The sequence below is a fragment of the Serratia sp. CoH_122_TC_1 genome (assembly GCF_058191755.1).
The window spans coordinates 36,902-58,456 of record NZ_JBXWLA010000023.1 but is presented as its reverse complement, the minus strand read 5'-3'; the positions used below and the strand labels follow the sequence as shown (position 1 = coordinate 58,456).

35 protein-coding genes are annotated in these 21,555 nt (G+C 50.6%); all 35 read right to left on the bottom strand.

Features of this window, described 5'->3' with window-relative positions; genetic code table 11:
• Positions 1-36 precede the first annotated feature (36 nt).
• Positions 37-396 carry an outer membrane protein assembly factor BamE gene (locus AC2FC2_RS24075; protein ID WP_261439735.1) on the bottom strand — a complete coding sequence of 120 codons (360 nt, stop codon included), beginning with the start codon at positions 394-396 and terminating at the stop codon, positions 37-39.
• A gap of 41 nt (positions 397-437) precedes the next feature.
• A complete protein-coding gene (locus tag AC2FC2_RS24070) occupies positions 438-662 on the bottom strand; it encodes a phage tail assembly protein T (RefSeq protein WP_490660012.1) in 225 nt (74 codons plus the stop codon).
• Between the two features lie 47 nt (positions 663-709).
• On the bottom strand, positions 710-1,090 hold the full coding sequence (locus AC2FC2_RS24065) for a phage tail assembly chaperone family protein, TAC (protein WP_490660004.1): 381 nt from the start codon (positions 1,088-1,090) through the stop codon (positions 710-712).
• Between the two features lie 57 nt (positions 1,091-1,147).
• Positions 1,148-1,645 carry a phage tail tube protein gene (locus tag AC2FC2_RS24060; protein ID WP_490660003.1) on the bottom strand — a complete coding sequence of 166 codons (498 nt, stop codon included), beginning with the start codon at positions 1,643-1,645 and terminating at the stop codon, positions 1,148-1,150.
• 59 nt (positions 1,646-1,704) lie between these two features.
• Positions 1,705-2,070, bottom strand: coding sequence for a DUF3168 domain-containing protein (locus tag AC2FC2_RS24055; protein ID WP_490660011.1), 366 nt, complete (start codon positions 2,068-2,070; stop codon positions 1,705-1,707).
• Positions 2,070-2,552, bottom strand: a complete 483-nt coding sequence (locus tag AC2FC2_RS24050) for an HK97-gp10 family putative phage morphogenesis protein (RefSeq protein ID WP_490660010.1) — start codon at positions 2,550-2,552, stop codon at positions 2,070-2,072. The genes AC2FC2_RS24055 and AC2FC2_RS24050 overlap by 1 nt, the downstream gene beginning before the upstream one ends.
• Positions 2,545-2,895 carry a phage head closure protein gene (locus AC2FC2_RS24045; protein WP_413510386.1) on the bottom strand — a complete coding sequence of 117 codons (351 nt, stop codon included), beginning with the start codon at positions 2,893-2,895 and terminating at the stop codon, positions 2,545-2,547. Before AC2FC2_RS24045 ends, AC2FC2_RS24050 begins: the two co-directional genes overlap by 8 nt.
• Positions 2,896-2,897: 2 nt before the next feature.
• Complete coding sequence (locus AC2FC2_RS24040) at positions 2,898-3,107, bottom strand: hypothetical protein (RefSeq protein ID WP_413510385.1); 210 nt, start codon at positions 3,105-3,107, stop codon at positions 2,898-2,900.
• 67 nt (positions 3,108-3,174) lie between these two features.
• Complete coding sequence (locus tag AC2FC2_RS24035; protein WP_490660002.1) at positions 3,175-3,504, bottom strand: head-tail connector protein; 330 nt, start codon at positions 3,502-3,504, stop codon at positions 3,175-3,177.
• Positions 3,501-4,403, bottom strand: coding sequence for a hypothetical protein (locus AC2FC2_RS24030; protein WP_490660001.1), 903 nt, complete (start codon positions 4,401-4,403; stop codon positions 3,501-3,503). The genes AC2FC2_RS24035 and AC2FC2_RS24030 overlap by 4 nt, the downstream gene beginning before the upstream one ends.
• The gene (locus tag AC2FC2_RS24025) at positions 4,400-5,767 is read right to left on the bottom strand and encodes a phage portal protein (protein ID WP_490660000.1); all 1,368 of its coding nucleotides are present in this window, start codon (positions 5,765-5,767) and stop codon (positions 4,400-4,402) included. The genes AC2FC2_RS24030 and AC2FC2_RS24025 overlap by 4 nt, the downstream gene beginning before the upstream one ends.
• A gap of 207 nt (positions 5,768-5,974) precedes the next feature.
• A complete protein-coding gene (locus tag AC2FC2_RS24020; protein ID WP_490659999.1) occupies positions 5,975-7,912 on the bottom strand; it encodes a phage major capsid protein in 1,938 nt (645 codons plus the stop codon).
• Positions 7,913-7,970: 58 nt separating this feature from the next.
• Positions 7,971-9,632: a terminase large subunit gene (locus tag AC2FC2_RS24015; protein ID WP_490659998.1), complete on the bottom strand. Its 1,662-nt coding sequence runs from the start codon at positions 9,630-9,632 to the stop codon at positions 7,971-7,973.
• A 3-nt stretch (positions 9,633-9,635) separates the two neighbouring features.
• Positions 9,636-10,118: a terminase small subunit gene (locus tag AC2FC2_RS24010; protein WP_490659997.1), complete on the bottom strand. Its 483-nt coding sequence runs from the start codon at positions 10,116-10,118 to the stop codon at positions 9,636-9,638.
• Between the two features lie 190 nt (positions 10,119-10,308).
• Complete coding sequence (locus AC2FC2_RS24005; RefSeq protein WP_490659996.1) at positions 10,309-10,677, bottom strand: HNH endonuclease; 369 nt, start codon at positions 10,675-10,677, stop codon at positions 10,309-10,311.
• Entirely contained in the window at positions 10,670-11,263 is a 594-nt protein-coding gene (locus AC2FC2_RS24000) for a hypothetical protein (protein WP_490659995.1), read from the bottom strand. Before AC2FC2_RS24000 ends, AC2FC2_RS24005 begins: the two co-directional genes overlap by 8 nt.
• The gene (locus AC2FC2_RS23995; RefSeq protein WP_490659994.1) at positions 11,245-12,705 is read right to left on the bottom strand and encodes a glycosyltransferase family 2 protein; all 1,461 of its coding nucleotides are present in this window, start codon (positions 12,703-12,705) and stop codon (positions 11,245-11,247) included. Before AC2FC2_RS23995 ends, AC2FC2_RS24000 begins: the two co-directional genes overlap by 19 nt.
• A 2-nt stretch (positions 12,706-12,707) precedes the next feature.
• A complete protein-coding gene (locus tag AC2FC2_RS23990; RefSeq protein ID WP_490659993.1) occupies positions 12,708-13,037 on the bottom strand; it encodes a hypothetical protein in 330 nt (109 codons plus the stop codon).
• 6 nt (positions 13,038-13,043) lie between these two features.
• Positions 13,044-13,286, bottom strand: a complete 243-nt coding sequence (locus AC2FC2_RS23985) for a DUF2560 family protein (protein ID WP_490659992.1) — start codon at positions 13,284-13,286, stop codon at positions 13,044-13,046.
• 63 nt (positions 13,287-13,349) lie between these two features.
• Positions 13,350-13,604: a DNA polymerase III subunit theta gene (locus tag AC2FC2_RS23980; RefSeq protein ID WP_199639702.1), complete on the bottom strand. Its 255-nt coding sequence runs from the start codon at positions 13,602-13,604 to the stop codon at positions 13,350-13,352.
• Between the two features lie 92 nt (positions 13,605-13,696).
• The gene (locus AC2FC2_RS23975) at positions 13,697-14,071 is read right to left on the bottom strand and encodes a hypothetical protein (protein ID WP_490659991.1); all 375 of its coding nucleotides are present in this window, start codon (positions 14,069-14,071) and stop codon (positions 13,697-13,699) included.
• A gap of 111 nt (positions 14,072-14,182) precedes the next feature.
• Positions 14,183-14,443, bottom strand: coding sequence for an Rz1-like lysis system protein LysC (gene lysC, locus AC2FC2_RS23970; protein ID WP_490659990.1), 261 nt, complete (start codon positions 14,441-14,443; stop codon positions 14,183-14,185).
• Positions 14,334-14,717, bottom strand: a complete 384-nt coding sequence (locus AC2FC2_RS23965; RefSeq protein ID WP_490659989.1) for a DUF2570 family protein — start codon at positions 14,715-14,717, stop codon at positions 14,334-14,336. Before AC2FC2_RS23965 ends, lysC begins: the two co-directional genes overlap by 110 nt.
• A complete protein-coding gene (locus AC2FC2_RS23960; RefSeq protein WP_490659988.1) occupies positions 14,714-15,325 on the bottom strand; it encodes a glycoside hydrolase family 19 protein in 612 nt (203 codons plus the stop codon). The genes AC2FC2_RS23965 and AC2FC2_RS23960 overlap by 4 nt, the downstream gene beginning before the upstream one ends.
• Complete coding sequence (locus AC2FC2_RS23955) at positions 15,322-15,642, bottom strand: phage holin family protein (protein ID WP_490659987.1); 321 nt, start codon at positions 15,640-15,642, stop codon at positions 15,322-15,324. The genes AC2FC2_RS23960 and AC2FC2_RS23955 overlap by 4 nt, the downstream gene beginning before the upstream one ends.
• Positions 15,632-16,009 (bottom strand): putative holin, encoded by a 378-nt coding sequence (locus AC2FC2_RS23950; protein ID WP_490659986.1) that lies wholly within the window; start codon positions 16,007-16,009, stop codon positions 15,632-15,634. Before AC2FC2_RS23950 ends, AC2FC2_RS23955 begins: the two co-directional genes overlap by 11 nt.
• A 245-nt stretch (positions 16,010-16,254) precedes the next feature.
• Positions 16,255-16,530, bottom strand: a complete 276-nt coding sequence (locus AC2FC2_RS23945) for a hypothetical protein (protein WP_490659985.1) — start codon at positions 16,528-16,530, stop codon at positions 16,255-16,257.
• A gap of 104 nt (positions 16,531-16,634) precedes the next feature.
• A complete protein-coding gene (locus tag AC2FC2_RS23940) occupies positions 16,635-17,327 on the bottom strand; it encodes a bacteriophage antitermination protein Q (RefSeq protein ID WP_490659984.1) in 693 nt (230 codons plus the stop codon).
• Between the two features lie 52 nt (positions 17,328-17,379).
• Entirely contained in the window at positions 17,380-18,378 is a 999-nt protein-coding gene (locus AC2FC2_RS23935) for a DUF968 domain-containing protein (protein WP_490659983.1), read from the bottom strand.
• Positions 18,366-18,746 carry a RusA family crossover junction endodeoxyribonuclease gene (locus AC2FC2_RS23930; RefSeq protein ID WP_490659982.1) on the bottom strand — a complete coding sequence of 127 codons (381 nt, stop codon included), beginning with the start codon at positions 18,744-18,746 and terminating at the stop codon, positions 18,366-18,368. The genes AC2FC2_RS23935 and AC2FC2_RS23930 overlap by 13 nt, the downstream gene beginning before the upstream one ends.
• Positions 18,743-19,312 carry an MT-A70 family methyltransferase gene (locus AC2FC2_RS23925; RefSeq protein WP_490659981.1) on the bottom strand — a complete coding sequence of 190 codons (570 nt, stop codon included), beginning with the start codon at positions 19,310-19,312 and terminating at the stop codon, positions 18,743-18,745. Before AC2FC2_RS23925 ends, AC2FC2_RS23930 begins: the two co-directional genes overlap by 4 nt.
• Positions 19,309-19,536, bottom strand: coding sequence for a hypothetical protein (locus AC2FC2_RS23920; protein ID WP_490659980.1), 228 nt, complete (start codon positions 19,534-19,536; stop codon positions 19,309-19,311). The genes AC2FC2_RS23925 and AC2FC2_RS23920 overlap by 4 nt, the downstream gene beginning before the upstream one ends.
• Positions 19,533-19,880 (bottom strand): hypothetical protein, encoded by a 348-nt coding sequence (locus AC2FC2_RS23915; protein ID WP_490659979.1) that lies wholly within the window; start codon positions 19,878-19,880, stop codon positions 19,533-19,535. Before AC2FC2_RS23915 ends, AC2FC2_RS23920 begins: the two co-directional genes overlap by 4 nt.
• Positions 19,877-20,614: an ATP-binding protein gene (locus AC2FC2_RS23910; protein WP_490659978.1), complete on the bottom strand. Its 738-nt coding sequence runs from the start codon at positions 20,612-20,614 to the stop codon at positions 19,877-19,879. Before AC2FC2_RS23910 ends, AC2FC2_RS23915 begins: the two co-directional genes overlap by 4 nt.
• A complete protein-coding gene (locus tag AC2FC2_RS23905; protein ID WP_490659977.1) occupies positions 20,595-21,515 on the bottom strand; it encodes a conserved phage C-terminal domain-containing protein in 921 nt (306 codons plus the stop codon). The genes AC2FC2_RS23910 and AC2FC2_RS23905 overlap by 20 nt, the downstream gene beginning before the upstream one ends.
• Positions 21,516-21,555 lie beyond the last annotated feature (40 nt).

The window sequence follows — 21,555 nt, the reverse complement described above, 5'->3', positions numbered from 1 at the left end:
CCCCGCCTAAGCAGGGTTTAGTTAAATGATTTAAAATCACTTCTTATTCAACGCATCCATATAAGCCTGTGTTGTTTTTTGAGATGATTCTAGAATGTCATCTGAAAGAGTTTGTTGCCCCCACTTGGTAACCTTGTTGTTAATAAACGTAACGACAAGTCTATCTTGAGACAACTGTTCATTATCGATTGGAGTTAAACCAACAATAACAGGATTCCAATAAATCCACCTTTCTCTATCTTGATTAACATCTGTCCTCCGCGGCGCCCCCATCACCCCTTGAACTTGACTTTTACTCATCCCCAAAGCAAGGTTAAGAGATGCTTTATTGTAATCAATTTTATTTGCGCAACCAGAAAGCATCAAAATAAAAATAGAAGTCAAAAACCATTTCATACCCGTATCCTTTTTAGATTAAGTTACGGTATTGTAGCAAGTTATGACCATTCTTTCATCGCTTCGTCTAAACTGATTGTTTTTTCTTTATACTCAAGATGTGGTGCAAAATCTGTGATCAAGAATGGAGGTGTATCCTTACTCCTATTTACATTAGCGATCGTACTTGCCACCAGCGCGGCGCCCCACTCAGTACGCATCATGGGGTTTAGACTGCCGTATTTATTACGGTACTTCATCCACAGGCGAAACTCGGAAAGACTCAGCCGCTCCTGAGCCTCCGCTACCGTTCTGCCGCCGATACCGTTAAGGACTAATTCGCACCAGGCTTCGTCGTCTGCGCTGATGGCTCCGTCTTTCCCAGGTTATTAACCTGTTGGATTGCCACCAGCAATGCCACCGTTAATGCGCCATCGAGGGCACCACGCTCAGGATCCGCCTCACCGGTAATATCTGCTGGGGTAAAGACTGGTTGTCCATTCTCATCGCAAATGGATGCTGCGATACGACCGGCTACACCATCAACTTTCCCACCCACCGCGAGAATATCTGAACGCGCTGTGTAGTAACCCAGAGGGCGCACAAACACGGTAGCGGTAATTTCGTCATCGCCCTGCTTCCAGGTGATTTCCTTCTCTACCGGGCGACCAGTGAAGGCGCCGCGTTCTTTCAATGAAGCCAATGTTAATTTCATATAGTTACCATCAGGAAGAAGTTAACGCGGGGCTCATGGCCCCGGCGAGTAAATTGATCAGCTGCCAGCCTGAACCTTTGGCACCCAAATCGATGGGCCAGAGCGCTGGATTGTTGCGGCAGTGCTGACAACGGTGTTTTGCTGGAAGTCGAAAGGAAAATCGGATACATAACCTTGGAAAACATACCAGGTGCGATCATCCGGCAATAACAATCCATCGACTGCACCAGGTGCACCAGGCGCGGCGGCTGTCGGTAACGATTCACCATCAGACCAGCCTAAAGCCCAGGTCAATGGTGTTTCATCGTCAGTCTCTGCCAAGTTATGAAGCATCAGGTGGCTGGCATTAGCTGGATCTGCGTTCAGAGTTACTGACGACTGGCCAGGCGTCTGCAGACCTTTCTTGAAGGTCTTCGATTTACGCTCCGATAGACAGGTATCTTCAATCTGATCTGCTGGGTTGCCGCCAGGGGTAAAGTTGGTAATACATTCAACCTCACTTACAACGCCATTAGCGAGGACAAACAACTGCGTGCCTTGTGTCAGTACAGACATGGTGATCTCCGGTCATAAAAAAACCGGCGCAAGGCCGGTATGTTGAAAAGTTGGAAGGGTTAGCGAAGCACTATCCAATCAACATCGAATGAATAGCGGTATCGCTTTGTTTCTGGGTCACGACTTTGGCCGCCCCACCGGGTGATGTAGGCGTGTGGCTCTATAGCATCACGTAATGCGGTGGCCACCGCAGTGGCAGATGTGACCGTATCCGCATAGATATCCACCTGCAGCGTATAGCTATCGGCATCCGGGCGCCTGTCCAGATAGTTTTCTGGTTCTCCGCTGATGTTCTGCCAAACAACATAGGGATAAGCCACCACATCATCCTGCAGACCGAATGGATATAACCGCACTGGGTTTGAACCGATCAGCGTCGTTACTGCCTGGCTGGCAGCACAGACTTTAAAAATTGGTGCGATCATCATCTGGTCCCTTTCTTAGCTGCTCTGGCTATCGCCCTATCGATGGCCTTACCATATTCCACAACGAAGGTATTGGACGCCTCAGCCGCGCTATTTTCAGCCGCCGGCCGCATGAATGGCTGAGCCCGCATGTTTTCCGTACCGAACTCCAGTAGGCGCCAATGCGGCGTTGGTGCATTCTTGGCTTTATCCGGATGCTTTTTAAGCACTGCCCCATGCAGAACGCCAATGCGAAAGGCCAGGTTTCCATTGCGCTTAAACTCGCGGCCATTCCAGCGCACTGCGATATTGTCTGCGATGCTGCGTCCTGTTTCTGGGTCATCAAGTCGCTGAGCATTTGCCTTTGCCCTATTGGCGATGACGTTTGCAGCCTTTCTCAGGGCCGCACGCCCTCCTTTGCGCTTCATGTCATCGCTGATAGAGGCAAGTTTACCCATCAGCTCATCGACGCCAGTGAGGGTGTATTCAACGCCATCAGCCATCATTCGTCCCCTCTGAGCAAGGAAGGGTCAAATACTCCAGCCCGCTATCAGGGTCCGGCAGAACGCCTTCAACGTTGTAGATTTTCCCACGGAAAAGAATGCGGCAAGCGGCACTAATATCATCTCTGAACCTGATTTTTATCCTGGCCGTTACGGCATTCTGGAATGCCTGTGCTGCGACAAAATCACGCGCCGAGACTGCGGTAACTTCGCCCCAGATACAGCCATCAGAAGTTGATGAAGCGATATTGATCCACTCGGTTACAACTTCACCTGTTTCCGCATTCTGCGAGGAAACCCGCTTTTGTGGGCAAATCCGGTGGCGCAGTTTTCCTGCCTGCATGATTACCCCCTGGTACTCAGATACTGAGGGCGCAGGTCATCAATGGACGTCGTTTCGATAAGATCAGCATCACTGCTAAAAGCATCGGCCAGAATGGCGACCAACGATTCATTGGACTCAGCCAGGCGGGTTAGTGCTGCTGTCTGTTCCTGCTTTGCCTGCGTCTCCGCCAGCAGCGCTGCTATCAGGGCGCTTACCTGTTGCTCTTTCATGGGCTATCCTCAACCAGTTTTTTAACCATTCCCGGCGGCGCCGGCATCCTTCACAGGCCATAAGCCCTCACAATATGCTTGGGCGGCGCAAGTCGTAGATCAGCATCGTTACGGAAAACGGTAGTTCTCCCTGTTTCAGCTTCTCCTCTTCTTCGCCGCCGCGATTACGATCCAAAATACCGAGCAGCACAAGCAATGCTGTTTTTGCTCGGGAAAGTGGCTCACCTTCAATCAGGGATTCATTGTTTTCGGCGACAATTAACTGCCGACTACCTTGCACATACGCAAGAATGGCGGCGCTGCCACCCTGGATTTTTAGGGTAAGGTCGTCATCGCCATAATCATCATCAATGCGCAAGTGCTGCTTAGCCTCACCAAGCGTTACGAGTTTGATCATGTTTTGTCCTTACCATCGCGTCCGCGCTTGGTTGCCAGTGTCCATCCTTTGGATCCGATCTCACCCGGTTTATCTTCTGTCGTTTCATCGCAGTGCCATAGCGAACCGCCCCAGGTCACTGTGTCACCTGGCTGATAACTGCTTTCAGCTTTGAAAACACCGCGATAGATCATCACTGGAATACCGAACGTTTTTGTTTCACATGCGCCACTTGCTTTCGTGACTGTCACGGTAAACATTCGTTCATCGTCATTGGCAACATCAACGGCAGAGATGCCATCAACCAGACACTCCCACCCGCGCATTCCGGCTGTTTTTTCGAATGCACGCCAAAGCCCACCACTATGCGTAGCATAGGTTCCTCGCGGATAACTCTTCTCTGCCTCAATGCCTGGCAATATTTCAATCTGCAAGGCATCACGGCCATCTGCGCCGGGTACTGGAGGTTTCGGTGATGGCAAGGCTGCCAGCGCGTCAGAAACCGCCGCCTTTATAGCTTCGGGATCGGCATCTTTCCCATCACGCGGGGTCGGTATTTCAGCAATAGCGCTTTCAACCAATTCCTTTAGCAAGGGGTGAATATCGTCAGGAGTAAGGCTTTTTCCATCTGCCGGCACAGGCAAGGCAGCGACAGCTTCAGAAACCATTTTTGATACATCGGGAAGCACAGGAACTTCTGTTGGCGGGAGGGCTTTCACTGCACTCTCAACTACTAACTTAACGTCATCAGCCGTCATTGAGTTGATGCCTGCAAAGGCTTCTTTCAATTCAGTGAGCCCTTGTGTAAAGGTTTCACGTTGTTGTTCCAGTTGTTTATCGAAGTCCGCTTTGAAGCCTAATAGAGCTTGTGAAAACTCCTCAGTCATCACCCTGATTATGGACAAGTCGCGATCGTTCATTTTGCTAATAATCCTCTAATCATGGCCTTGGCAATGTTCAACTCAGGATCGGACAGCGCCTTACTATCATCATTGGCTGCTTGGCTTGCGGGTGCCGGTGCCGGTGCCGGTGCCGGTGCAGTTTTGCTGAACGGATCATCTGAAGCATCTCGGCGAGCCAAAGCTTCAAGGCTAAAGTTCTGTTGCTGTAGATAGAGAGAGTCGCCACCAGGTACCGGTGGAAGGTTCTCTTTTCGGCGAGCTTCGTTTGGCGACATGATGGTATTTTTAACTGCTTCACCCAGCGTTTTAATTCGCCTTTCTGTATCCATGCGCAGCAGCGCATTGACTTCAAACTCAGTACCCGCATCACCGGATAGGCCAAACGCTTCATCCAGCAGAAGTTCAGCAGATTCAATCAGGATCTGAAGACACTGAGAGTAATATTGCTGCTCTAACGCCTCGATGTTGTTATACGACGGTGGATCACCTACCCCTACTTTGTACGAAGGGACATGAAACACTGAACAGACAATTTCGGCTGTCATTTTAAGTTGTTCAACGATCTGGGCATCGGCGGCAGACATGGATGTAGGGTTATATTTTGCGCCGTTACTCAGTATCCCTGTTTTACCTGCATTCTCACCTGTGTAACCAGTTTCCCAGTTAGCCTTAATGCTTTTAGCATTCTCTTCAGTAAGAGATCCTGGAACTTCAATCACTCCGCTTGGCTTTCCACCATTCTTAAAGAAGAACGCTGAACTCTCCTGAATATGATGCCCCTGCATCGCAGCAAGTCCGCCGGCATAAATCGGTGATAGCCCAACCAATGGGTGGAAAAAACAATTAAAACGGTCGTGAATTATTTCCCGTGCTGGAACTATGACCTGTGTCGGTAACCCGGCAATATTGTCAGGGCTAATTTGATAAAAAACAGATCCATCATCCGCAACCAAAGGAACCACTTTATTAGGATCCAAGATCCGCAGTTCTTTTATTTGTCCATTCTGATCACGAATCAACATGACATAGGTATTGCCATGACAAAGCTTAGAATTGACCCAGTTTTCGAAAAACTGGATCCGGTTCTGGAATGAGTTGGGTTTCTCAAGAAGTTCAGCAACACTACCTGACTGTTGCTCTTTCCATACCCCGTTAGAGTCGCGGCGCTGATGCCTTGCTGGCATCTTTGAAATATCGCTGGCTATTAGTGAAATGCATGAGAAAACTGCGTAGAAAGAGAATACAGTTTTGTTATTTATTTCAAGGTTCTTCTGCCACGCACCAGAAAAAGGCTCGCTAATAAACGAAAATATACGCTGCCATACTCCCTGCCCGGATGGCTGCTGTAGAGATTTTTCTTTTTTTCGGAAAGGAGTCCACATCAGCCAGTCCCCGCAGATTTTTTATTATTTGAACGACCACCAGCACGCTTGTTACTGATGTACTCAGCCTTGCCCAGCACCACCAGCACTCTGGCGCACTGATCATTCACGCTTTTCTCATCGCCAGGGATAGAATCGTGTGTGCGCTGTAGATATCTGATTTTTGCCATGCAAAATGGCGGGGTTTCCCCCGCCCTCCTTGTATTATCAGCTGCCCTGGCTGGTGCCGTAGTTTACGTTGGTGACACGTGCCACAGCTGCGCTACGACGACGTTTCCAGTTAATCCAGCGTTCGGCACGGATGGCCACGCTATTGGTCTGCCACATTGATACCAGCTCAGTTCCGGTTGGGGTGATGCTATCGCCAGTAGGCGCACTCTCCATTTCCAACGATGCCTCGCTCGACATATCAACAGCCACGCCACCATCATCGGCCAGGTAAATATCCGGTGCATTAACGAGAACAAGCTGGTTGCCGACATACTGCGAAACGATCGCCGGGAGCCCCTGGAATGTGCCACCCAACATGGTCATTTCCGGATATTCCTTCTGACCCAGCGGGTTTTTACGCATAGATAGAGCCAGCGCCGTAGTGCTGGACATGAGCCACACGCCACCAGTAGGTTGCAGTTCCGCAGCAATGAATTGACCAAATGCCGCCGCCGCATCTTCGTCAGGGTTACCAGTTGAAGGAATACCCGCAATACCATTGGTGATCGACGCAGGAGAAACACCTGCGACTTCAGCTTTTGCTGGATTGATAAAGTCAGCATCCAGTCTCGCAATGACCGATTCAGCCAAACCATTACGAACCAAAACATCAGCAGATGGAGTGGAGAAACGGATCAGCTCTTCAGTCAGAACTGAAATCGCAGCTACTTTTGCAAAACCGAAAGTGATCGATTCAAAGTCGAACTTAGTTAATGGCTTGGCCTTACCCTGTCCAACCCATTGAGCAGCACCACCGCTGGTTTGTGCCGGAACACGAATATTGAATGGTACCTGGCGTAATGCGGGAATGCCGCCCTGTCCAAATCGCCCAATAATGGTCTGTGGACGCAGGAATTCAACAAAGTCATTTGCGAAATCTTGATACTCCACCAGCGCACCCGCCCATTGTGGATCCGTGGTAGTACCCGCACTTACCGCGGCTTTCAGAACATGATGCAGCTTGGTGTCATCTGGATATTTGCTCTTAGCAATACTCAATGCTTCAGAGCGCACCCCCTTGGCAGCCGCCAGTGCCTTGGTAAAACGAGCGAACGCGATCCCTTTATCCAGCTTTTGCTCAACCCGGATGATGCCAGGAGCACGACTGTCTACCACGTTAATATCGCCACTTGCTGCTTTCGCGACTGGCTTAGCGGTAGCGGCCATGTTCGCTTCCATATCGCGCAGGCGGCCCAGATGGGAGTCAACAGACTTGATCTCAGCAGATACATTGTCGTACCGCTCCGTTTCTTCGGCGTCCAGAGTTCGGCCTTCATCAGCGGCTTTGCCCATAACATCATTCAGTGATGCTGCCAGCGCCGCACGCTTGTTTTCAAAGCTTTTGATTTGCTCAGCGATATTCATGTTTTTTCCTTTAATTTCAGTAGATTTTTTTGCTGTAGCGCCAGCGATAGGGTTTGTTTTAACCGCGGGTGTCTCATTGCCTGACGCGGCGAGAAACTGGCGGTCATGCGACTTAACGGTTGTGATGCTGCATTCCGCATTCGCTGGAATGGTTACGGCAGAAACTTCCAGTAGCTCCCACTCCAAAAAATGAATGCCACCAGCATCAAGAAATACATATTTGATTGGTTTGAAACCAATCGACAGACCTTTGACCAATCCTGACTTAATCGACGCCCATGCCTCATTAAGCCGGGCAATAAGTTGTGATGGCATATCAGGCGTCGGCTTTACCAACTGCGCTGTAATCTGCAGGCCGTCATTGACCTTTTTTGCGGAACAGTTACCGATGGGTTGTGATCTGTCATGCTGCCAGAGGAAGGGGTTCTCATTTCCGAACCGCGCACCTCCTGGCTCCATAATGTCTCCGTCACGATCCGGCGATGGTGTAGAAGCTATGCCGACAATAATCCGCTTATCTTCATCAACCGATTTAACCGTCATGAGGGTACAGGCGCGATTAAGCGTCATTTGCTTGCCTCCTGAAACGAAAAAACCCGCCGAAGCGGGTCAGTAACTGACGTTTTTGTCATATGAAAAATACCTGGTAATCCCTCTTTTTCGCTTCAGGGTTAAGCGACATGAGAGACACGGCATTGAATAGCGCCATCAAGGGATCTATTTTCCCCTTCCCGCTGGCCTGCTTGGTGATCAGAATTGCGTTACCTTTTGGCTCTACGCGTGCGTTACCCACACACCAGGCCATCATTGGCTGGTTACCGTGGATAAGCACACCTTCTGCAAGTTTCCGCTCGGTGGTCTTAATTGCACCACCAAGGCGCCAGCCCTGACTGATACCAACCACCAGGTCGGCAGGAATGTCCTCTTCGATCATTGCGTCAAGAATTTGCCCAACACCAGACGGATCTATCCCAATCTTGTCGAGCAATTCTGCCTCATAGAGCCGCTTCACATATAACGCAACCTCTAAGGTGTCCTGCCCAATTTGTTTAACCAACGTGAGATCGCCGGCGGCCACAAAATCATGCAACCTTGAAGCCTCGCTTTTACGGCGCTTTAAAACAATTTCATGGGCCCATGCGTGGCACCAGCAAAGCCATTCTCGAGTATTCTTATCACGGCCAACTGCAGACATGCCAAGCAAGTCATCCAGGCCACCGCCATCAATGCCGACAGTAACTACCTCGCAACGCTGCATAATTTCATCAAACGTTACCTGCTTTTTCCCTTGGAGCTCCCAGAAGTCAACACCGGCCCAGCGATCGCTTCGCAGGTTAAGGCCAATCTCAATATTCAGATGCTTTGCCAGGAATTGCTGAAGTGTTCCGTCAGTTTTAGCCTGATTTTTTCGCAGTTGATCTTCAATCCATTCAGCGTTTACCGAACGGCCAATGTTGGGATTGGTGATGTAGAAATTTTCAGGTAGCAAATACTCTTTGCTTTCCACCAGCGCTTCTGGGAATTCGTAGAGAACGCCGAGTGTTTTCGGATCCTTAATTTCCCCGTCACGCACGGAACGCCAGTACTCTAACCTTTCTTTGAAAACACCGGCCGGCGGATCATCGCTTTGCGTGGTGAGAAAGATAACCCAACCTTCATCCCTTGATACCTGCCCGCCAAGCGCTTCCATGAACATGGCCTCTGCGTTCTGGCGTTTGCCGAACAGCCAGAGTTCGTCAACGAGGATGCGACCAGCCTTCTTGCCTGAAACGGTATCAGTATCAGCGGCGACAACTTTCAGGGTATTACGTGTAACTCGGTGGGTGATTGTCCTGATATGGTCCTGTATATGAAACATATCTGACAATTCTTCATCTGCCCGGATCATGCCGGCAGCAGGTTTAAAGCTGTTATCAGCAACCTCTTTCGTTGGCGCAAGAATAAGATGCTCTTCATCTTCTCGCCAACAGAGGATTAAAGCCGTCAGCATAATGCCGGCGGCAATGGTCGATTTTGTATTTTTTTTGCTGATAAGCAGGCCATATTCACGAATTAGTTGCTTACCCGTCTCGGCTTCATAACCGCCAAATATAGCCTTCACAAAATCGAACACCCAGGGCTCAGAGCATTCGCCAAAGGTTGGCTTTCCGGGTAAGTCTGAAACACGAAGCTCTTTGAAAATGGCCAGAGCATGTTCTGCCTGGTCCACAAAAATCGGCGGCGGGATTATTGATGCCCTGTCAATCAGCCGCTTTTCCCAATCTGGGCAGGCTGTTGTCCACTGCACCATAAATTACCCCTTGTTATTGACCACCAATTTCGGCGCCGCCAAAGCACCAAACTTGCTGACGGTAGCGGCCACTTTCGCAGCTGCGTTTCTGGCATCTTTCTTACCGGATTCCCCTTTTTTAGGGTGCATGTAAGGAAGCATTGCCTTAGCCGCATCACGCCTTCCAATATCGTCTGGTTCAAGACCGTTCATGACTGCTTTTAGGTATTCGATCGGATCATCATAATGCCCGACGCGGGAGGTATCTTCTGGATTGGTGTTTACTGTTGAGGTGTTAACATCCCGGCGACTCGCTGGGTATTCATCTACTTCAACTTTTTCATTCTTTTTCCGTTCTATAAATGCGATGACCTCCGGGTCGTTGGCAAGCTGCGACCCCTTGGAGCGCGCGGATTTTTCAGAATACCCAGCCTTAATTGCTGAGGCTGTCTGATTCGAACCGGACATCAGCGCCAGAGCAAACTTTCGCTTCTGCGCTGTTAACATGTTTACACCCTCCAAAGGGGATTTTTTCTGCGCGTGAGAGGGGGCGCGGTGTCCAAGGCGATCGACGTTTACTTTTCGCCCCTCCCCCCCCCATATGACCAATGGATCAAATGATAATAAATATCACTTAATTCGATATAGTTTCAAATGCAATCAATCATTGAAGAAATGATATTCGTTATCATTCACATCAAATCACGATGACACTATCGATTCGCGCCGAAGATGGGACTGAATGCTTCAGCGCCTCCACATCTGGCTGGCTCGTCGCTGCCTCCCTTGCAGATTTGCCAGTGTGACACTTGATGCACAGCGTCCAGAGGTTTGACTCGTCGTTATCTCCACCAAACTGCAGGGCTATGCGGTGATCTAATTCACTATCATGCAAATCAACCACACGACTACACATGCAGCACTTACCGCTATCACGAACATACACTCGACGCTTAAGGCTAACCCTTGCGCTTCCGCTTACGCGTCGATGCTCACCATAAACTGGCTTAATGCGCCTTGTGTCGATCGCCTTCAGCCGCGGCTGAAGTGTTTTAAGCTTACCCATTCAACCTCCATGCCCGGCGCCGCTCAGTTCGTGGTGAACCATCAGGGTGACTCTCAACTGAATCACCATCTGCATGATCAACCAGTGACCAGCACGGATAGACAACAGCGCCACCATATGCATCACCCACTGCATAATCGGCTGGCTTGCGACTATCCCAGCGAGTCAGTATGCGTTCAATGTGCTGTTGCGGTACGCTATAGCAAACCCCATGTATCAGGCGAGGAAGCGTGATGCTGTCGGCCCGTGCCTTGTCGGCCAAGATTAACCGTTCGGCAATCTGCATCTGATACTGCGGAGGGCGACCAGTACCCAGATAAAAGCTAACCAGCGCATCAGGGTGGCGCGATAACCAGCCTTCAACCTTGAGTATGAAGTTGGCCACTGGCTGTGCGTCATCCTCAATAACGACGACGCGGCATGACTGAGCAACAGCCCAATCAAGCGCACGACGGTGGTTCCAGTTGGCACCATTGTCACCATTATCGATGAGCAAGTGTGCCTGAAGCGATGTTGCCAGCGCTAACGCCTGGACCTGCCGGGAGTGATGCCCTACCACAACAAACTTTATTTGTGCTGCCACCATGCATACTCCTTACCAGTTCCCTCGGTGCGGAAAACGGTGTGTACCAACGGGCCAGTAACGATGCGATCACCTAATGACTTAGCCACGATACCAAACGCTATCATGTCGCCTATCGCTGCGGCCGCCTTCTCCATCTTCCAGAACCGATAGCTCTCTATCCGATAGAACAAGCGGACAATGGCATGCGCAAAAGCCATGACGTCTTCACGCTGGCCACCCAACAATCCGGCATTCAACATCAAATCATTGCGATGCCTATCGAGGAAATCTTGATAGATGCGTTCTGGATGCTTCTGCTTAGCCCAGGTGTCTGCGTAGGTTTTCGGTTCGGAACCAACGTAAACCTTGCCTAATTCCATTTCACCCCACGGCTCTCTAAGCATCTCGACATCAGTGCCATCGGTACACCACACAAACCGGTATTCAGGGTGATCTCGCAAGTACCACCAGATATGCAGCCAGCGTCGGAAGTAAACATTCATATTCACTTCAGGAAATAGCACTAAAGAGGAATTGTCCGGCGCCACAGTCAGTTCATCAGCCAGAACGACAGCCCTACCACCTTTAACCGATACCGCCCATTTAGCCAGGTGGTCAGGTGACGCATGCATTTTCGTACCGCGCTGGGGGTCTAGCTGGCTGGTGAGAAGTGTTGTGATTACTGCGTTACGCTGCGGCCGGTATTCAACGTAACCGGTATATCCCTTATCGCGACGGTCGTTGTGGATCTTCACGTTACGTTCCACTAGTGCTAATCGGTCAGGTTTTGACACCGACCGTTCTACGGATTCATGCTCATCAAGAGAATGGATAAGTGACGCTGAACCAGCCACGTCAGCATAGGCCCACGTAGTTAACCCAGCGTTATGAATTCGAAGGGCTAGATCGCTATGCTCGTACATGCCACGACCATATACAGGATCAAACCCGCCAACCTTTTCTATAGCGCTACGGTGGTAATACAGCATCACACCACGTTGGCCGGTATAAGCAACGTGGTCATCATCCGAATAAAGCACTGCCAGATCTTGAAGCTTTCTCGGTCCAGCCAGATCGAGAAACTGATAAGCCAGATGCGGCTCCGGTGATTCGATGTATGGCAGATGCCAGCCGTCAGCAATAGGCCATGCGTCATCATCCCACAAGAACAGATGCTCGCAGCCAGCATCCATCAGGGCTTCAAGGCTGGCGTTCTTTGATGCAACAATCCCCTGCGATTTTTCATGCCTGATTAGCCTGATTCCTTCAGGCGCAATAGCTGCCGGCACCGAACCATCATCGACAACCACCACCAGCGCACCGGCTGGAAGATATTTCATGTGCTGTGAAACAGCACGAAACAATACCTCTGGCCGCTGATGGGTTGATATGGCTATGCCTATACGTGAAAAAGCCTGCTGGTTAGCAGGCTCATATGGGACACCGTCAATGATCACCTGCATGCTTAATCCGCCGATGATTTTTTGGGACCAAAGTAACGAGCAATGGTACTTCCTCGCTCATTCATCACATATAAAGCGTCCCCTTCCGCCAATTCAAACCGTTCAGAAATACCACCATTTGATTGAGGATGGTCAATGAGGACCGTATTTACTGCATGGCGAACCTCACGCGCTTCACAACTGCGCTCTCCGCCGTCGGCGTATTGATGTTTTACTGTCAACATAGTCTTCTTCTCCTGTCTTACTGGTATAAAAAAGCCACCAGCCCGTTGATACTGGTTGATGGCTTGGTTGTAGCATTGAATCAGCCACTCACTGAATGGCTGTTGCAATGCTTACTATGCCTGGGTATCGAACAAAGCCAGGGCCTCTTTGCTTTCCTGAATAGCCTTGACCGTCTTGGCGACAATCTCGCTCTCTGTATAAACGCGTGAAAACTGTTGCTGGAAGATGGCGTTCTTGAGTGCATCATCTCCAACGAACTCAATGGCCTTAGCTGCTGCGGCGGTGTCGTAATTGACCAATTCAAGCAAACGAAGCCGGATTGTTTGAGCTGGGGTGATCTCTACAGTGCCTGACATATAGATTTTCCTGTTCAAGGGGCATAAAAAAACCCGCCGTAGCGGGTCGTTATCGATGTTCTGTTACTTCTTGCCGTTGGCCTCGGCCATTTGCAGATAAACCGGAGCAGAGCCGGTGGGTAATCTTTTGCTAACCTCTCGGTAATGCGCCACACGCTCACGGAAGTATTCACGCAAATGCTCAGGCTGCTCTCGCTCCACCTGGTCAGCTATCACTGGCTGGTTCATGCGCTCTTTGTACGCTACGCCTGACGCGGCAAGGTCTACGTTAACCTTGTCCATTTCTTCTTTTGGCAGATTGCCTAGATTATATGACATGAAGCCCTCCTATTCGGGAGGATTATACATCATCACACAGCAGCCTCGGAAAGCTGCTCTGGAATAGGCAATATAAAACCTCTCGGAGGCGGTTATAAAAGTTGCTCTTTTATACGTCGATGCTGCTCTTCCAGACTTCTAATAGTTATACCAAGATCCTCTACTTTTCTTTTGGAATAGAGATCCGGGTGAATCCAGTATCCCGATTTTGCGTCACAAAATGAAGCTAGTTCACGGCTGTCAGTGTAGAACAATGTTCCTACCCTTTGCCATTCTCTTGCTAAACGGGTTTCCGTCTCTTGATTTCTTTGTTGACTAATTGAGTAGTCACGCAGATAAACTTTATTTTCAATAAGCAGTTCAGACAATGCATTTATTTTAGCCAAAGCATTTTCCCGCTCATCTTTACGTAGTGCTAAAAAACCTTGCACCACCCCTGCGATAAGCCCCTGAAGATATTCACCCATTATTCATAACCACGATTATCAATTCATTGCGGCATGTTAACATATGAAGTTAGAAGGGGGCAGGTTATAACCCTGGTATATCTGCCTTTCGGTAGTTGAGCCCTTTCCGTTTTATTTCAGCATGGTTAACTTCCATTGGTTAAGTGTTGCCACCTGACTGGCGCAGATTGATAAAGCCGCTTGCAGTGCCAACGTGTAGCTCACCGCATCGCCCCAAGTGTTACCCTGCAATTTCGGCTGCTCACGGGTAGTGAAAACTGATTCAGGGGGTATCAGGACGATTTGCTGTGGCGCCGGCAAAGTTTTGCTGCAGGAGCTCAACAACAGCGGCAGGCATAGGACTATTGCCACATTTATCGCTTTTAAGTGCATCGCGTAATTTCCTCTGATACGTTTCCCCCTGCTGGCGTAGTTGCTGCTCTCTTCTCTGCTGTTCTGCCGTTAACGCTCTGTTTTTCCGGTCTTGTTCTTGCAGCGTTGAGATCAGTCCTGACTGCTGCGTCAGTGTCTTTTTCTGCTCGGCAGACTGTTGCCGCACCAGTTCCAGCCGGTGAGACAACAAAGAGCTATAACCACCAAGGCAGATCGAAACCACCAGCATAATCAACAGGCCGCTGCCCGCTAATTTAGTCAACCAGCCACTCATAGCAAAACCTTGCGGGCGATATCGTAACGGGCCAGGCGATCAGACAATCCGTTTAAACCACCGTTAATGCGTTGGGTAACCCATTCGATATCGTTGGCATTGCGTCCACAGTCGCGGGACTTCCAGAACCAGCCAGCTGAACGCATCGCGTTAGCGTCGCTTTCTAACTGTTGGGGATTACCTACGAGATTAAGTTTCAATGCGGTACCGCATGCCCGGTAATTATCCTGACCGGTAATCTGAATCAGGCCACGTCCGCGATATTTCCACCCATCACCACGTGATTTGTTACCAAGGCGATCGGCGTATACCAGATTGGCGATAGCTTCTTGATTGGCCGGGTGCGCAGCCGTGCGGCCCAGCATATCCGACTGGTAAACCGTGATGCGCTTGCCAAACGTAGCCAGCAGCCCTTGCGGCGTGTAATTCAGGTTTTCCACCGTCCTAGTAAACCCGCCAGACTCATGGCCTACCTGCGCAATAAACATTGCCTGCGCCGCTGGTTTTGTAATGCCGAACTCAGCGAATGTAGCGATCAGGTGCGGATACCAACGCGCAGCTAATCCGGCACTTATACCAGCCGCCTTTTGAAAGTTGTTTTGTGTCATTGTGGCCTCAAGGAATACAACAGCTTCGCGATATTCCCCTTAACCCGGTACAGCGCGATGCAAATAATTAGGTTGATTGCGATAACACCCCAGTGGGTGTCCTGATACTGCTGGGCTATGAAGCGGAACGGGATCCACGAATAAACTGCGATGAGAAACCATGCCAGCCAGGCTACCCATGCCCGGTGCCGGTATCCCGTCTTTCTGAAGAATGCCAACCGGCAGACAATGGCCGAGCACAGCAGAACATTTAGAATCACCATCGGATCGCTTTGTGTCAGTCGAAACCACATCAGCGCTAATTCGTTAGTTACCATTCGAACCTCCTCGCCACTTGCTAAACAGTGACGTCGGATCCTCCATCTTCTCACTGATGAAGGTCAGCAATTTGACGGCCACCGCCGAGATGATCAGTGCGCCGAGCGGCTCTAATGGGGTGTCATTGTAATTCAGCCATCCCGCAAGCTTCGCCCCAGTGACGCTGGCACCCAGAACGCCGGTACCGAAAGAGACCACGAAAGAGAAAGCTTGCCGGATGCGCGGAATGTCTTTGGCCTGAGTTACGTAGAACATCGCGCCAATGAAGGCACCGAAGATAACCCCGTAATCAACGCCAGCCGCAGGAGCAGCGGCGGTGGCAACACCAAACGACACACCGGCGGCGGTGGTTAATGGATCGGACATCGTTACTCCTCATTGCTGTAATTGTCCTCTCCATACCGAGGGCATAAAAAGCCGCGGTCTATGCCACGGCTAATAGGGTTCAGCCACCAGCCGTAAACGAGTCGGCGATACGGGGTGTGCCAGGTGTGTGTCGGATGTTGGCTGGGGCTGAAATGAAAAAGCCCCGCTCAATGGCGAGGCTTAATGTAGAAGACCGCTGTATAGCTTACGCCAGGGACAGGGCCATGTTTGGTTGTGTTTTTCCTCTACCGTCGGCGCTTCTCTGTTTCGAATTTATCACTCAATTCTAATGAGTCAGGGAGGAGAGCCCATGCAATATAAAAACTGTGTGGATACATTTGTTCACATGGCCAGTCATAAATCCCGATGTAGAAATCATCGCCATCGCGATCAACTCGTATCTCTCCAATGTGCCATCCGTCACAAGGATTGATCACTATCACATCACGGCCATCTAAATCTTCTGTTGGCAACTCGCTGGCAGGACGGAATAGCAGCCCTTCATTGATATGCTGTGACATCCATCCTCCAGATACGAGAAAACCCCGCATGAGCGAGGTTTTTATTTTGGTGCCGATCATTACATTTGTGGCACGATATCAAATTAAGGCTAAATATGGCCTATTTAATTAACTTTTGCAATACCTTGCTGCGAAAATGTCGTTTTTTGTTGTGATCGTGATCTCGATAGAGAAACTAAACCCTCTCGGTCCAACCTCAGAAAGACACTGCGCATGCTTGACCAATAGCCGTTGTAGTTCTTTGACCAATTCGGTGCTGATACACCTACCAGCTCAGCCAGGTCTTGATTCTGGTATGGGACAAGCCCTTTCATTTCTGACCGTACATCCTGCGCTGCCAACCAGATTAAAGCCCTCAGCCTATCCATAGTTTTTGTGGCCACCTTCTGACCATCCAAGCTCTCTTTGAATTCTGACCAGCCCCACTGAGTGATTGTCACCTGGTGTTTGAAGTCCAGATCATGCGCATAGCACCAGGACAACCAACTACGTTGATGCCCAATCAGAGGGTATGCAGCGCGGCGCCATGAGGTTGCTGAAAATGTTTCCGGCTCTATCAGGGCTATCGATCCCGAACTTGGCCGCGTTTCTGTACCTGGTACCGGATTGCTATGAACAACTATTCTTGTGCCGTCTGGCTCTGTAATCGTGCGACGCTTTCGCTTCAAGCGCGTTGTGCTGACCTGTGTTGATTCAGTGAATGCCTGTAACTGCCCTTTAGTCTTGCCGCTTAAATCAGCAGTAGCCATCATGAAGCTCTCGCGAATGTACTGCAGATATTGCTGTGTCACGATCATGCTTTAATCTCCAGGCGTCTGGCCCGCATGCCAGCTCGCCTATACTCCACACTTATGAAATGGCACCGATCGATAATGAGTGGTCAATGAACCTGAACCACACCTCAATCTGAGTGCCGTGCTCTTCTTCCCAACGTGACATGTCACGATGCAAATCGTCGTGATGTTTCCGGCAAAGCGGAATGGTAAAGAAATCGTGTGCCTTGGTGGCCATTCCGCCTTGGCCGTGTCCGATGATGTGATGGGGGTCATCCGATGGGTTACCACAGCAAGCGCACGGCTGAGACTTAACCCAACGAGTAAACTTTTCGCTCGTCCATCGCTCGCGCTTTGGGATCTTGAATAATGCCTTTGGTGGTTCCGGATCTATTACCAGCACCTTCGCAGCCTTCTTGGCTATCTCCACTATTTGTTGGGTAGGTGACAAACTGGGGGTAATGTCAGCCTCTCTTCGGTGCCCGGTGGGAATGGTGCGCGGCTTAATGCGTAACGAGGCGGCAGCAACATCATCAGGAATCAGATCAATGACCTCATTCACCCACGCCCACCAGCACAGCTCAGGCAACGTCAGTTGATGGCTATCATCAAACATGAAGTGACTACAGGCTCGGTACACCACGAAATCAGCAATATTTTGCTCTGCTTTGGCTGATAGCTCATCCATCGTCTTATCGCGGTACATATGTGCATGGTGCCAGCACAAACGAATAGCACCGGTGCCATAGCGCATTGTTTCCATGTTCTTATCGTGATAATCGTCCTCGGCACATTGGCGCTGGCAGTCTGGCCGACGATCCAGCCAGCTCTCCAGGCTGTTAATGCCACCAGCAGCAGACAAAACACGCTCATGTTGAAAGAACGACAGGAAGCGCGGATCACTGGCAAGTTGCTGCTCAGCTGCTGGTAGTGCGCCGGATGGTAATTCCCGAAACTCTGCCGGTACCGTGGCCACCAGCACCCGATCACCGAACATCGGCAATAGCTCAGCATCAGGTTTCAGGATAACTTGCCCCAACTCACGGACAATGAAGCCTTTCATCAGTCCACGCATGGCACTACCTCGCTAATCCGTAGCTCAACCTTGCCGCCCTTGATTACAGCCCCCCACTTAGCATCGATGTGCTTAATCTGGCTGTCATCGAGCCACACGCCCGCCTGCGTCATCGCATCAAACAGAGCCTTGAAGAAGTTATCCAGATCCCGACGGGCTTTTGTTGGCGGGTAAAACACCACCGCTACAGATATATCCGCGCTAATTGGCTTTGGTCGGCGGCGCAATTGTTCCATAACCTGAGCGATAGCTTCTGTCTGGAATGCCCTACCACGTTCACTGACCAAAGTGCGACCACGGGATGATCCCTTGTTCGGCGAACGCCAGTAGCCGTTAACGCTTGGTGGGAATGGCAACGTTAAATTCATGCGGCCACCTCTGCTTTTCCCGGTACCAGAACCACGGACTGATCGCACTGATTACCCCAGGTATGCCAACCGTTGGTGTGATTTCGGGCGAACAACTCAATGCGTGGTACATCGCCAAGCAGATCAACTAACTTGTCGCGGAACACCTCAGGTTTAGCGCTGTGCTCCATCCTTGGGGCGCTGATGTGCTGGCAAATTGATGCGTCTAAGCGCGGTGGCAGTTTTCCCCTGACTGCAAACAGACAGTCTTCGCTGTTGGCTCGGGTCATGTGGCCCATACCTATAGCGCTATTCCCTTTCACACGATTGGTCTTGTGCCAAGTGAAGCCCTTCATAGTCATCAAACGGAACCCCCACGCATCAATAACCTTCAGTGCTTCAGTTGGCATCGTCGGTACCCACCACATCGCCAGCAAGCAGGAATCAGCAGCCAGATCCCAAACAGGTAAGCGGCAGATATCGGCAATCGTCATGGTCGGGTACTTGAAACCGGCACCGCGGCTACCATCTTTGCACTTGTCGTTGTACGTCCACGCCGGATCGGCGTATATCAGTGGGTATTTCATTTGAATCCCTCCGTCGCCTTTCTCACCAGATAGCGGATCCCGTAATAATCCCAGCCAAAATGCTGACGTTGCCAGTCGGTAAGCCATCCCTGCGAGATTGCGAACTTACGGGAGTCACTGCGTGCTTGCCAAGTACGACGAGCCTCACGCAACATCCACCAGCGATACACCCGGTGCGCCACGGCCAGTAAAGGCAAAACCTCAATGCCTGATACACACTTCATGCTGACTGCTCCTCTACAGCTACTAGACGGTAGAAATAAACCTGCTTGCCTGTGTCCGGATCCTTCACTATGCGTTTTTCCTTCACCAGCCCATGCAATTTCGCATCAACCTCACGAAGCCTGGCGCTGATTGCCGCCTGGGTATCTGCCACGAAAAACATCATGAAAACGGTTCTTTCCAAATCGCGTAACGTCATCCACTGAGCACCAGCAGCGGCCTGAATTACTCGGCCCATCTGGTTTTCTGGGTTGTCTTTCAGCATTCCTGCGAGCACTAACCGCCGAATGCCGCTGTTAACGCGTTCGCTTTCGAATACATCCACCGGGATCGATAACTTTTTCATACCTTGCCCCCTTTGCGGCTACGCATGCTGGCCCATGTGAATGGCACCCAAATCCCGCCATCGGTCTGGCGATCCATGATCCGCTCACCGACCATCTTCACCATTTCGTCGTAGGTTTTGTTGGTCAGCATGCCGGTTGGCTTCAACTGCAACTGGCGGCGGTCAACGATGTTGGTCAGTAAGTTGATCTCGTAATCGCTGCCCTTCTGCAGCCCAACTTCGTCCAACACCAACAGATCCAACCGACACAGGTCGCGTAGCAGATCGGATTCTTTCACTGGGCTATCTTTGCTGAACGTGGCGCGGTGGTTTTCATACAGCTCAGCTACCGTCATGACCATCGCGGAGTGACCGCGAGCAATCAGGTTCTTTGCCATTGCACTGGCCAGATGATTTTTCCCTGTACCGGTATTTCCTGAGAAGATGAAACCGCCATGTGTGTTGCCAAATGACGCCACATACCCCTTGGCTGCATCCAGTGCCGCCTGCTGTTCCTGGCATTCCACAACGTAATTGCTGAAAGAACACTTCTCGTGCAAAGGCTGGATGCCTGAACGACCAATAATCTTTTCCATTCGGGCTTGGCGGTTCCTATCCGTGATCTGCTGATTGGACTTTTGCGCCTCCTCCGCCTGAAACTGCTTCCACCCTTCGACGGTGGTAAAACGTGGCTGCACATGTGCCGGTTTGAGCGCCAGCAAGCGGGCCATCACATCAGTTGACGATGCCATCATGATCACCTCCAGTGTTTGGTAAGCCATTGCTGAAGCCCGGCGGTATTGCGCCAGTGGCTGGGGTTACTCGGTGGTTAGTGCTGGTCTGCCATTTCCCGTTGACGTAGGCCGGACGCCCTTTTTTTGCCCAGGCATTGCTGGACTGCTGGTAGCCAGGGAATTTGGAAGGACCGAACAGAGTCGAAGGCCGGAGGTAATCCGACATAGCCAGATCATTCCCCCACTTCGCAGTTAAGTAATCGACCGTCAAAACGAGCTGTTCAGGGGTAAAACCGTCATGCAGTCGTGCCCGGATATTCTCCAGAGAACTTTTCGAAGTCTGGTAGCGTGAGCCTGTTACGAGGTTTAGGTGTTTTAAAACGTCCTTGGCCTGGTCAGTGATCAACACTTCGGGGTCGGTCTGCGCAGCAGGCTGACAAGTAGTTTTTTTACCTGATGGATCTTGTTTTGAATTTACTGACGGATCCCCCCCAGATTCTGGCGGGTGAGAACTGCTTTTTTTCGTGTTTTCTGAACGGTCGGATTCTGAACGTTCAGATTCTGACATGTCAGATTTTGAATGGTCAGATTCTGACGTGTCAGAAACTGGACGGTGAGACTCGACGCTTAATGCCGCTGCCTTCAGCTTTGGCACATTCAGGGTGTAAATATTGCTGTCGTTGCGCTGCCCTCTACGGCGTTCCTTGCGTGTCAGCCATCCATCACTTTCTAATTCGCCGATCGCAGTCGTGACCGTACTACGGCCAGCACCTATCTCACGGGCGATTTTCTCAATCCCCGGATAGCAGATCCCCTCATCGTTTGAGAAGTCAGCCAGACGAAGCATTACAAGCAGCTTGGTACCCTTCACACCGTGCGCAGCGCAACCGTCCCATACATAGCTGGAGACTTTTACGCTCATGCAATAACCCTCGGTGCTGGCAGAGCCAAATACTTAAAGC

Excerpts from the sequence above, each read along its gene's own strand:
- AC2FC2_RS23915 (WP_490659979.1), bottom strand. The coding sequence starts at position 19,880 with ATGAAAAAGTTATCGATCCCGGTGGATGTATTCGAAAGCGAACGCGTT.
- AC2FC2_RS23965 (WP_490659989.1), bottom strand. The coding sequence starts at position 14,717 with ATGAGTGGCTGGTTGACTAAATTAGCGGGCAGCGGCCTGTTGATTATG.
- AC2FC2_RS23995 (WP_490659994.1), bottom strand. The coding sequence starts at position 12,705 with ATGCAGGTGATCATTGACGGTGTCCCATATGAGCCTGCTAACCAGCAG.
- AC2FC2_RS23920 (WP_490659980.1), bottom strand. The coding sequence starts at position 19,536 with ATGAAGTGTGTATCAGGCATTGAGGTTTTGCCTTTACTGGCCGTGGCG.
- lysC (WP_490659990.1), bottom strand. The coding sequence starts at position 14,443 with ATGCACTTAAAAGCGATAAATGTGGCAATAGTCCTATGCCTGCCGCTG.
- AC2FC2_RS24065 (WP_490660004.1), bottom strand. The coding sequence starts at position 1,090 with ATGAAATTAACATTGGCTTCATTGAAAGAACGCGGCGCCTTCACTGGT.
- AC2FC2_RS24045 (WP_413510386.1), bottom strand. The coding sequence starts at position 2,895 with ATGCAGGCAGGAAAACTGCGCCACCGGATTTGCCCACAAAAGCGGGTT.
- AC2FC2_RS24075 (WP_261439735.1), bottom strand. The coding sequence starts at position 396 with ATGAAATGGTTTTTGACTTCTATTTTTATTTTGATGCTTTCTGGTTGC.
- AC2FC2_RS24015 (WP_490659998.1), bottom strand. The coding sequence starts at position 9,632 with ATGGTGCAGTGGACAACAGCCTGCCCAGATTGGGAAAAGCGGCTGATT.
- AC2FC2_RS24035 (WP_490660002.1), bottom strand. The coding sequence starts at position 3,504 with ATGATCAAACTCGTAACGCTTGGTGAGGCTAAGCAGCACTTGCGCATT.
- AC2FC2_RS23935 (WP_490659983.1), bottom strand. The coding sequence starts at position 18,378 with ATGCGTGGACTGATGAAAGGCTTCATTGTCCGTGAGTTGGGGCAAGTT.
- AC2FC2_RS23960 (WP_490659988.1), bottom strand. The coding sequence starts at position 15,325 with ATGACACAAAACAACTTTCAAAAGGCGGCTGGTATAAGTGCCGGATTA.
- AC2FC2_RS24040 (WP_413510385.1), bottom strand. The coding sequence starts at position 3,107 with ATGAAAGAGCAACAGGTAAGCGCCCTGATAGCAGCGCTGCTGGCGGAG.
- AC2FC2_RS23910 (WP_490659978.1), bottom strand. The coding sequence starts at position 20,614 with ATGATGGCATCGTCAACTGATGTGATGGCCCGCTTGCTGGCGCTCAAA.
- AC2FC2_RS23950 (WP_490659986.1), bottom strand. The coding sequence starts at position 16,009 with ATGTCCGATCCATTAACCACCGCCGCCGGTGTGTCGTTTGGTGTTGCC.
- AC2FC2_RS23930 (WP_490659982.1), bottom strand. The coding sequence starts at position 18,746 with ATGAATTTAACGTTGCCATTCCCACCAAGCGTTAACGGCTACTGGCGT.
- AC2FC2_RS23955 (WP_490659987.1), bottom strand. The coding sequence starts at position 15,642 with ATGGTAACTAACGAATTAGCGCTGATGTGGTTTCGACTGACACAAAGC.
- AC2FC2_RS24030 (WP_490660001.1), bottom strand. The coding sequence starts at position 4,403 with ATGAACGATCGCGACTTGTCCATAATCAGGGTGATGACTGAGGAGTTT.
- AC2FC2_RS24005 (WP_490659996.1), bottom strand. The coding sequence starts at position 10,677 with ATGGGTAAGCTTAAAACACTTCAGCCGCGGCTGAAGGCGATCGACACA.
- AC2FC2_RS24050 (WP_490660010.1), bottom strand. The coding sequence starts at position 2,552 with ATGGCTGATGGCGTTGAATACACCCTCACTGGCGTCGATGAGCTGATG.
- AC2FC2_RS24000 (WP_490659995.1), bottom strand. The coding sequence starts at position 11,263 with ATGGTGGCAGCACAAATAAAGTTTGTTGTGGTAGGGCATCACTCCCGG.
- AC2FC2_RS23925 (WP_490659981.1), bottom strand. The coding sequence starts at position 19,312 with ATGAAATACCCACTGATATACGCCGATCCGGCGTGGACGTACAACGAC.
- AC2FC2_RS23980 (WP_199639702.1), bottom strand. The coding sequence starts at position 13,604 with ATGTCATATAATCTAGGCAATCTGCCAAAAGAAGAAATGGACAAGGTT.
- AC2FC2_RS23985 (WP_490659992.1), bottom strand. The coding sequence starts at position 13,286 with ATGTCAGGCACTGTAGAGATCACCCCAGCTCAAACAATCCGGCTTCGT.
- AC2FC2_RS24060 (WP_490660003.1), bottom strand. The coding sequence starts at position 1,645 with ATGTCTGTACTGACACAAGGCACGCAGTTGTTTGTCCTCGCTAATGGC.
- AC2FC2_RS24055 (WP_490660011.1), bottom strand. The coding sequence starts at position 2,070 with ATGATCGCACCAATTTTTAAAGTCTGTGCTGCCAGCCAGGCAGTAACG.
- AC2FC2_RS23905 (WP_490659977.1), bottom strand. The coding sequence starts at position 21,515 with ATGAGCGTAAAAGTCTCCAGCTATGTATGGGACGGTTGCGCTGCGCAC.
- AC2FC2_RS24020 (WP_490659999.1), bottom strand. The coding sequence starts at position 7,912 with ATGACGCTTAATCGCGCCTGTACCCTCATGACGGTTAAATCGGTTGAT.
- AC2FC2_RS23975 (WP_490659991.1), bottom strand. The coding sequence starts at position 14,071 with ATGGGTGAATATCTTCAGGGGCTTATCGCAGGGGTGGTGCAAGGTTTT.
- AC2FC2_RS24025 (WP_490660000.1), bottom strand. The coding sequence starts at position 5,767 with ATGTGGACTCCTTTCCGAAAAAAAGAAAAATCTCTACAGCAGCCATCC.
- AC2FC2_RS24010 (WP_490659997.1), bottom strand. The coding sequence starts at position 10,118 with ATGTTAACAGCGCAGAAGCGAAAGTTTGCTCTGGCGCTGATGTCCGGT.
- AC2FC2_RS23940 (WP_490659984.1), bottom strand. The coding sequence starts at position 17,327 with ATGATCGTGACACAGCAATATCTGCAGTACATTCGCGAGAGCTTCATG.
- AC2FC2_RS23945 (WP_490659985.1), bottom strand. The coding sequence starts at position 16,530 with ATGTCACAGCATATCAATGAAGGGCTGCTATTCCGTCCTGCCAGCGAG.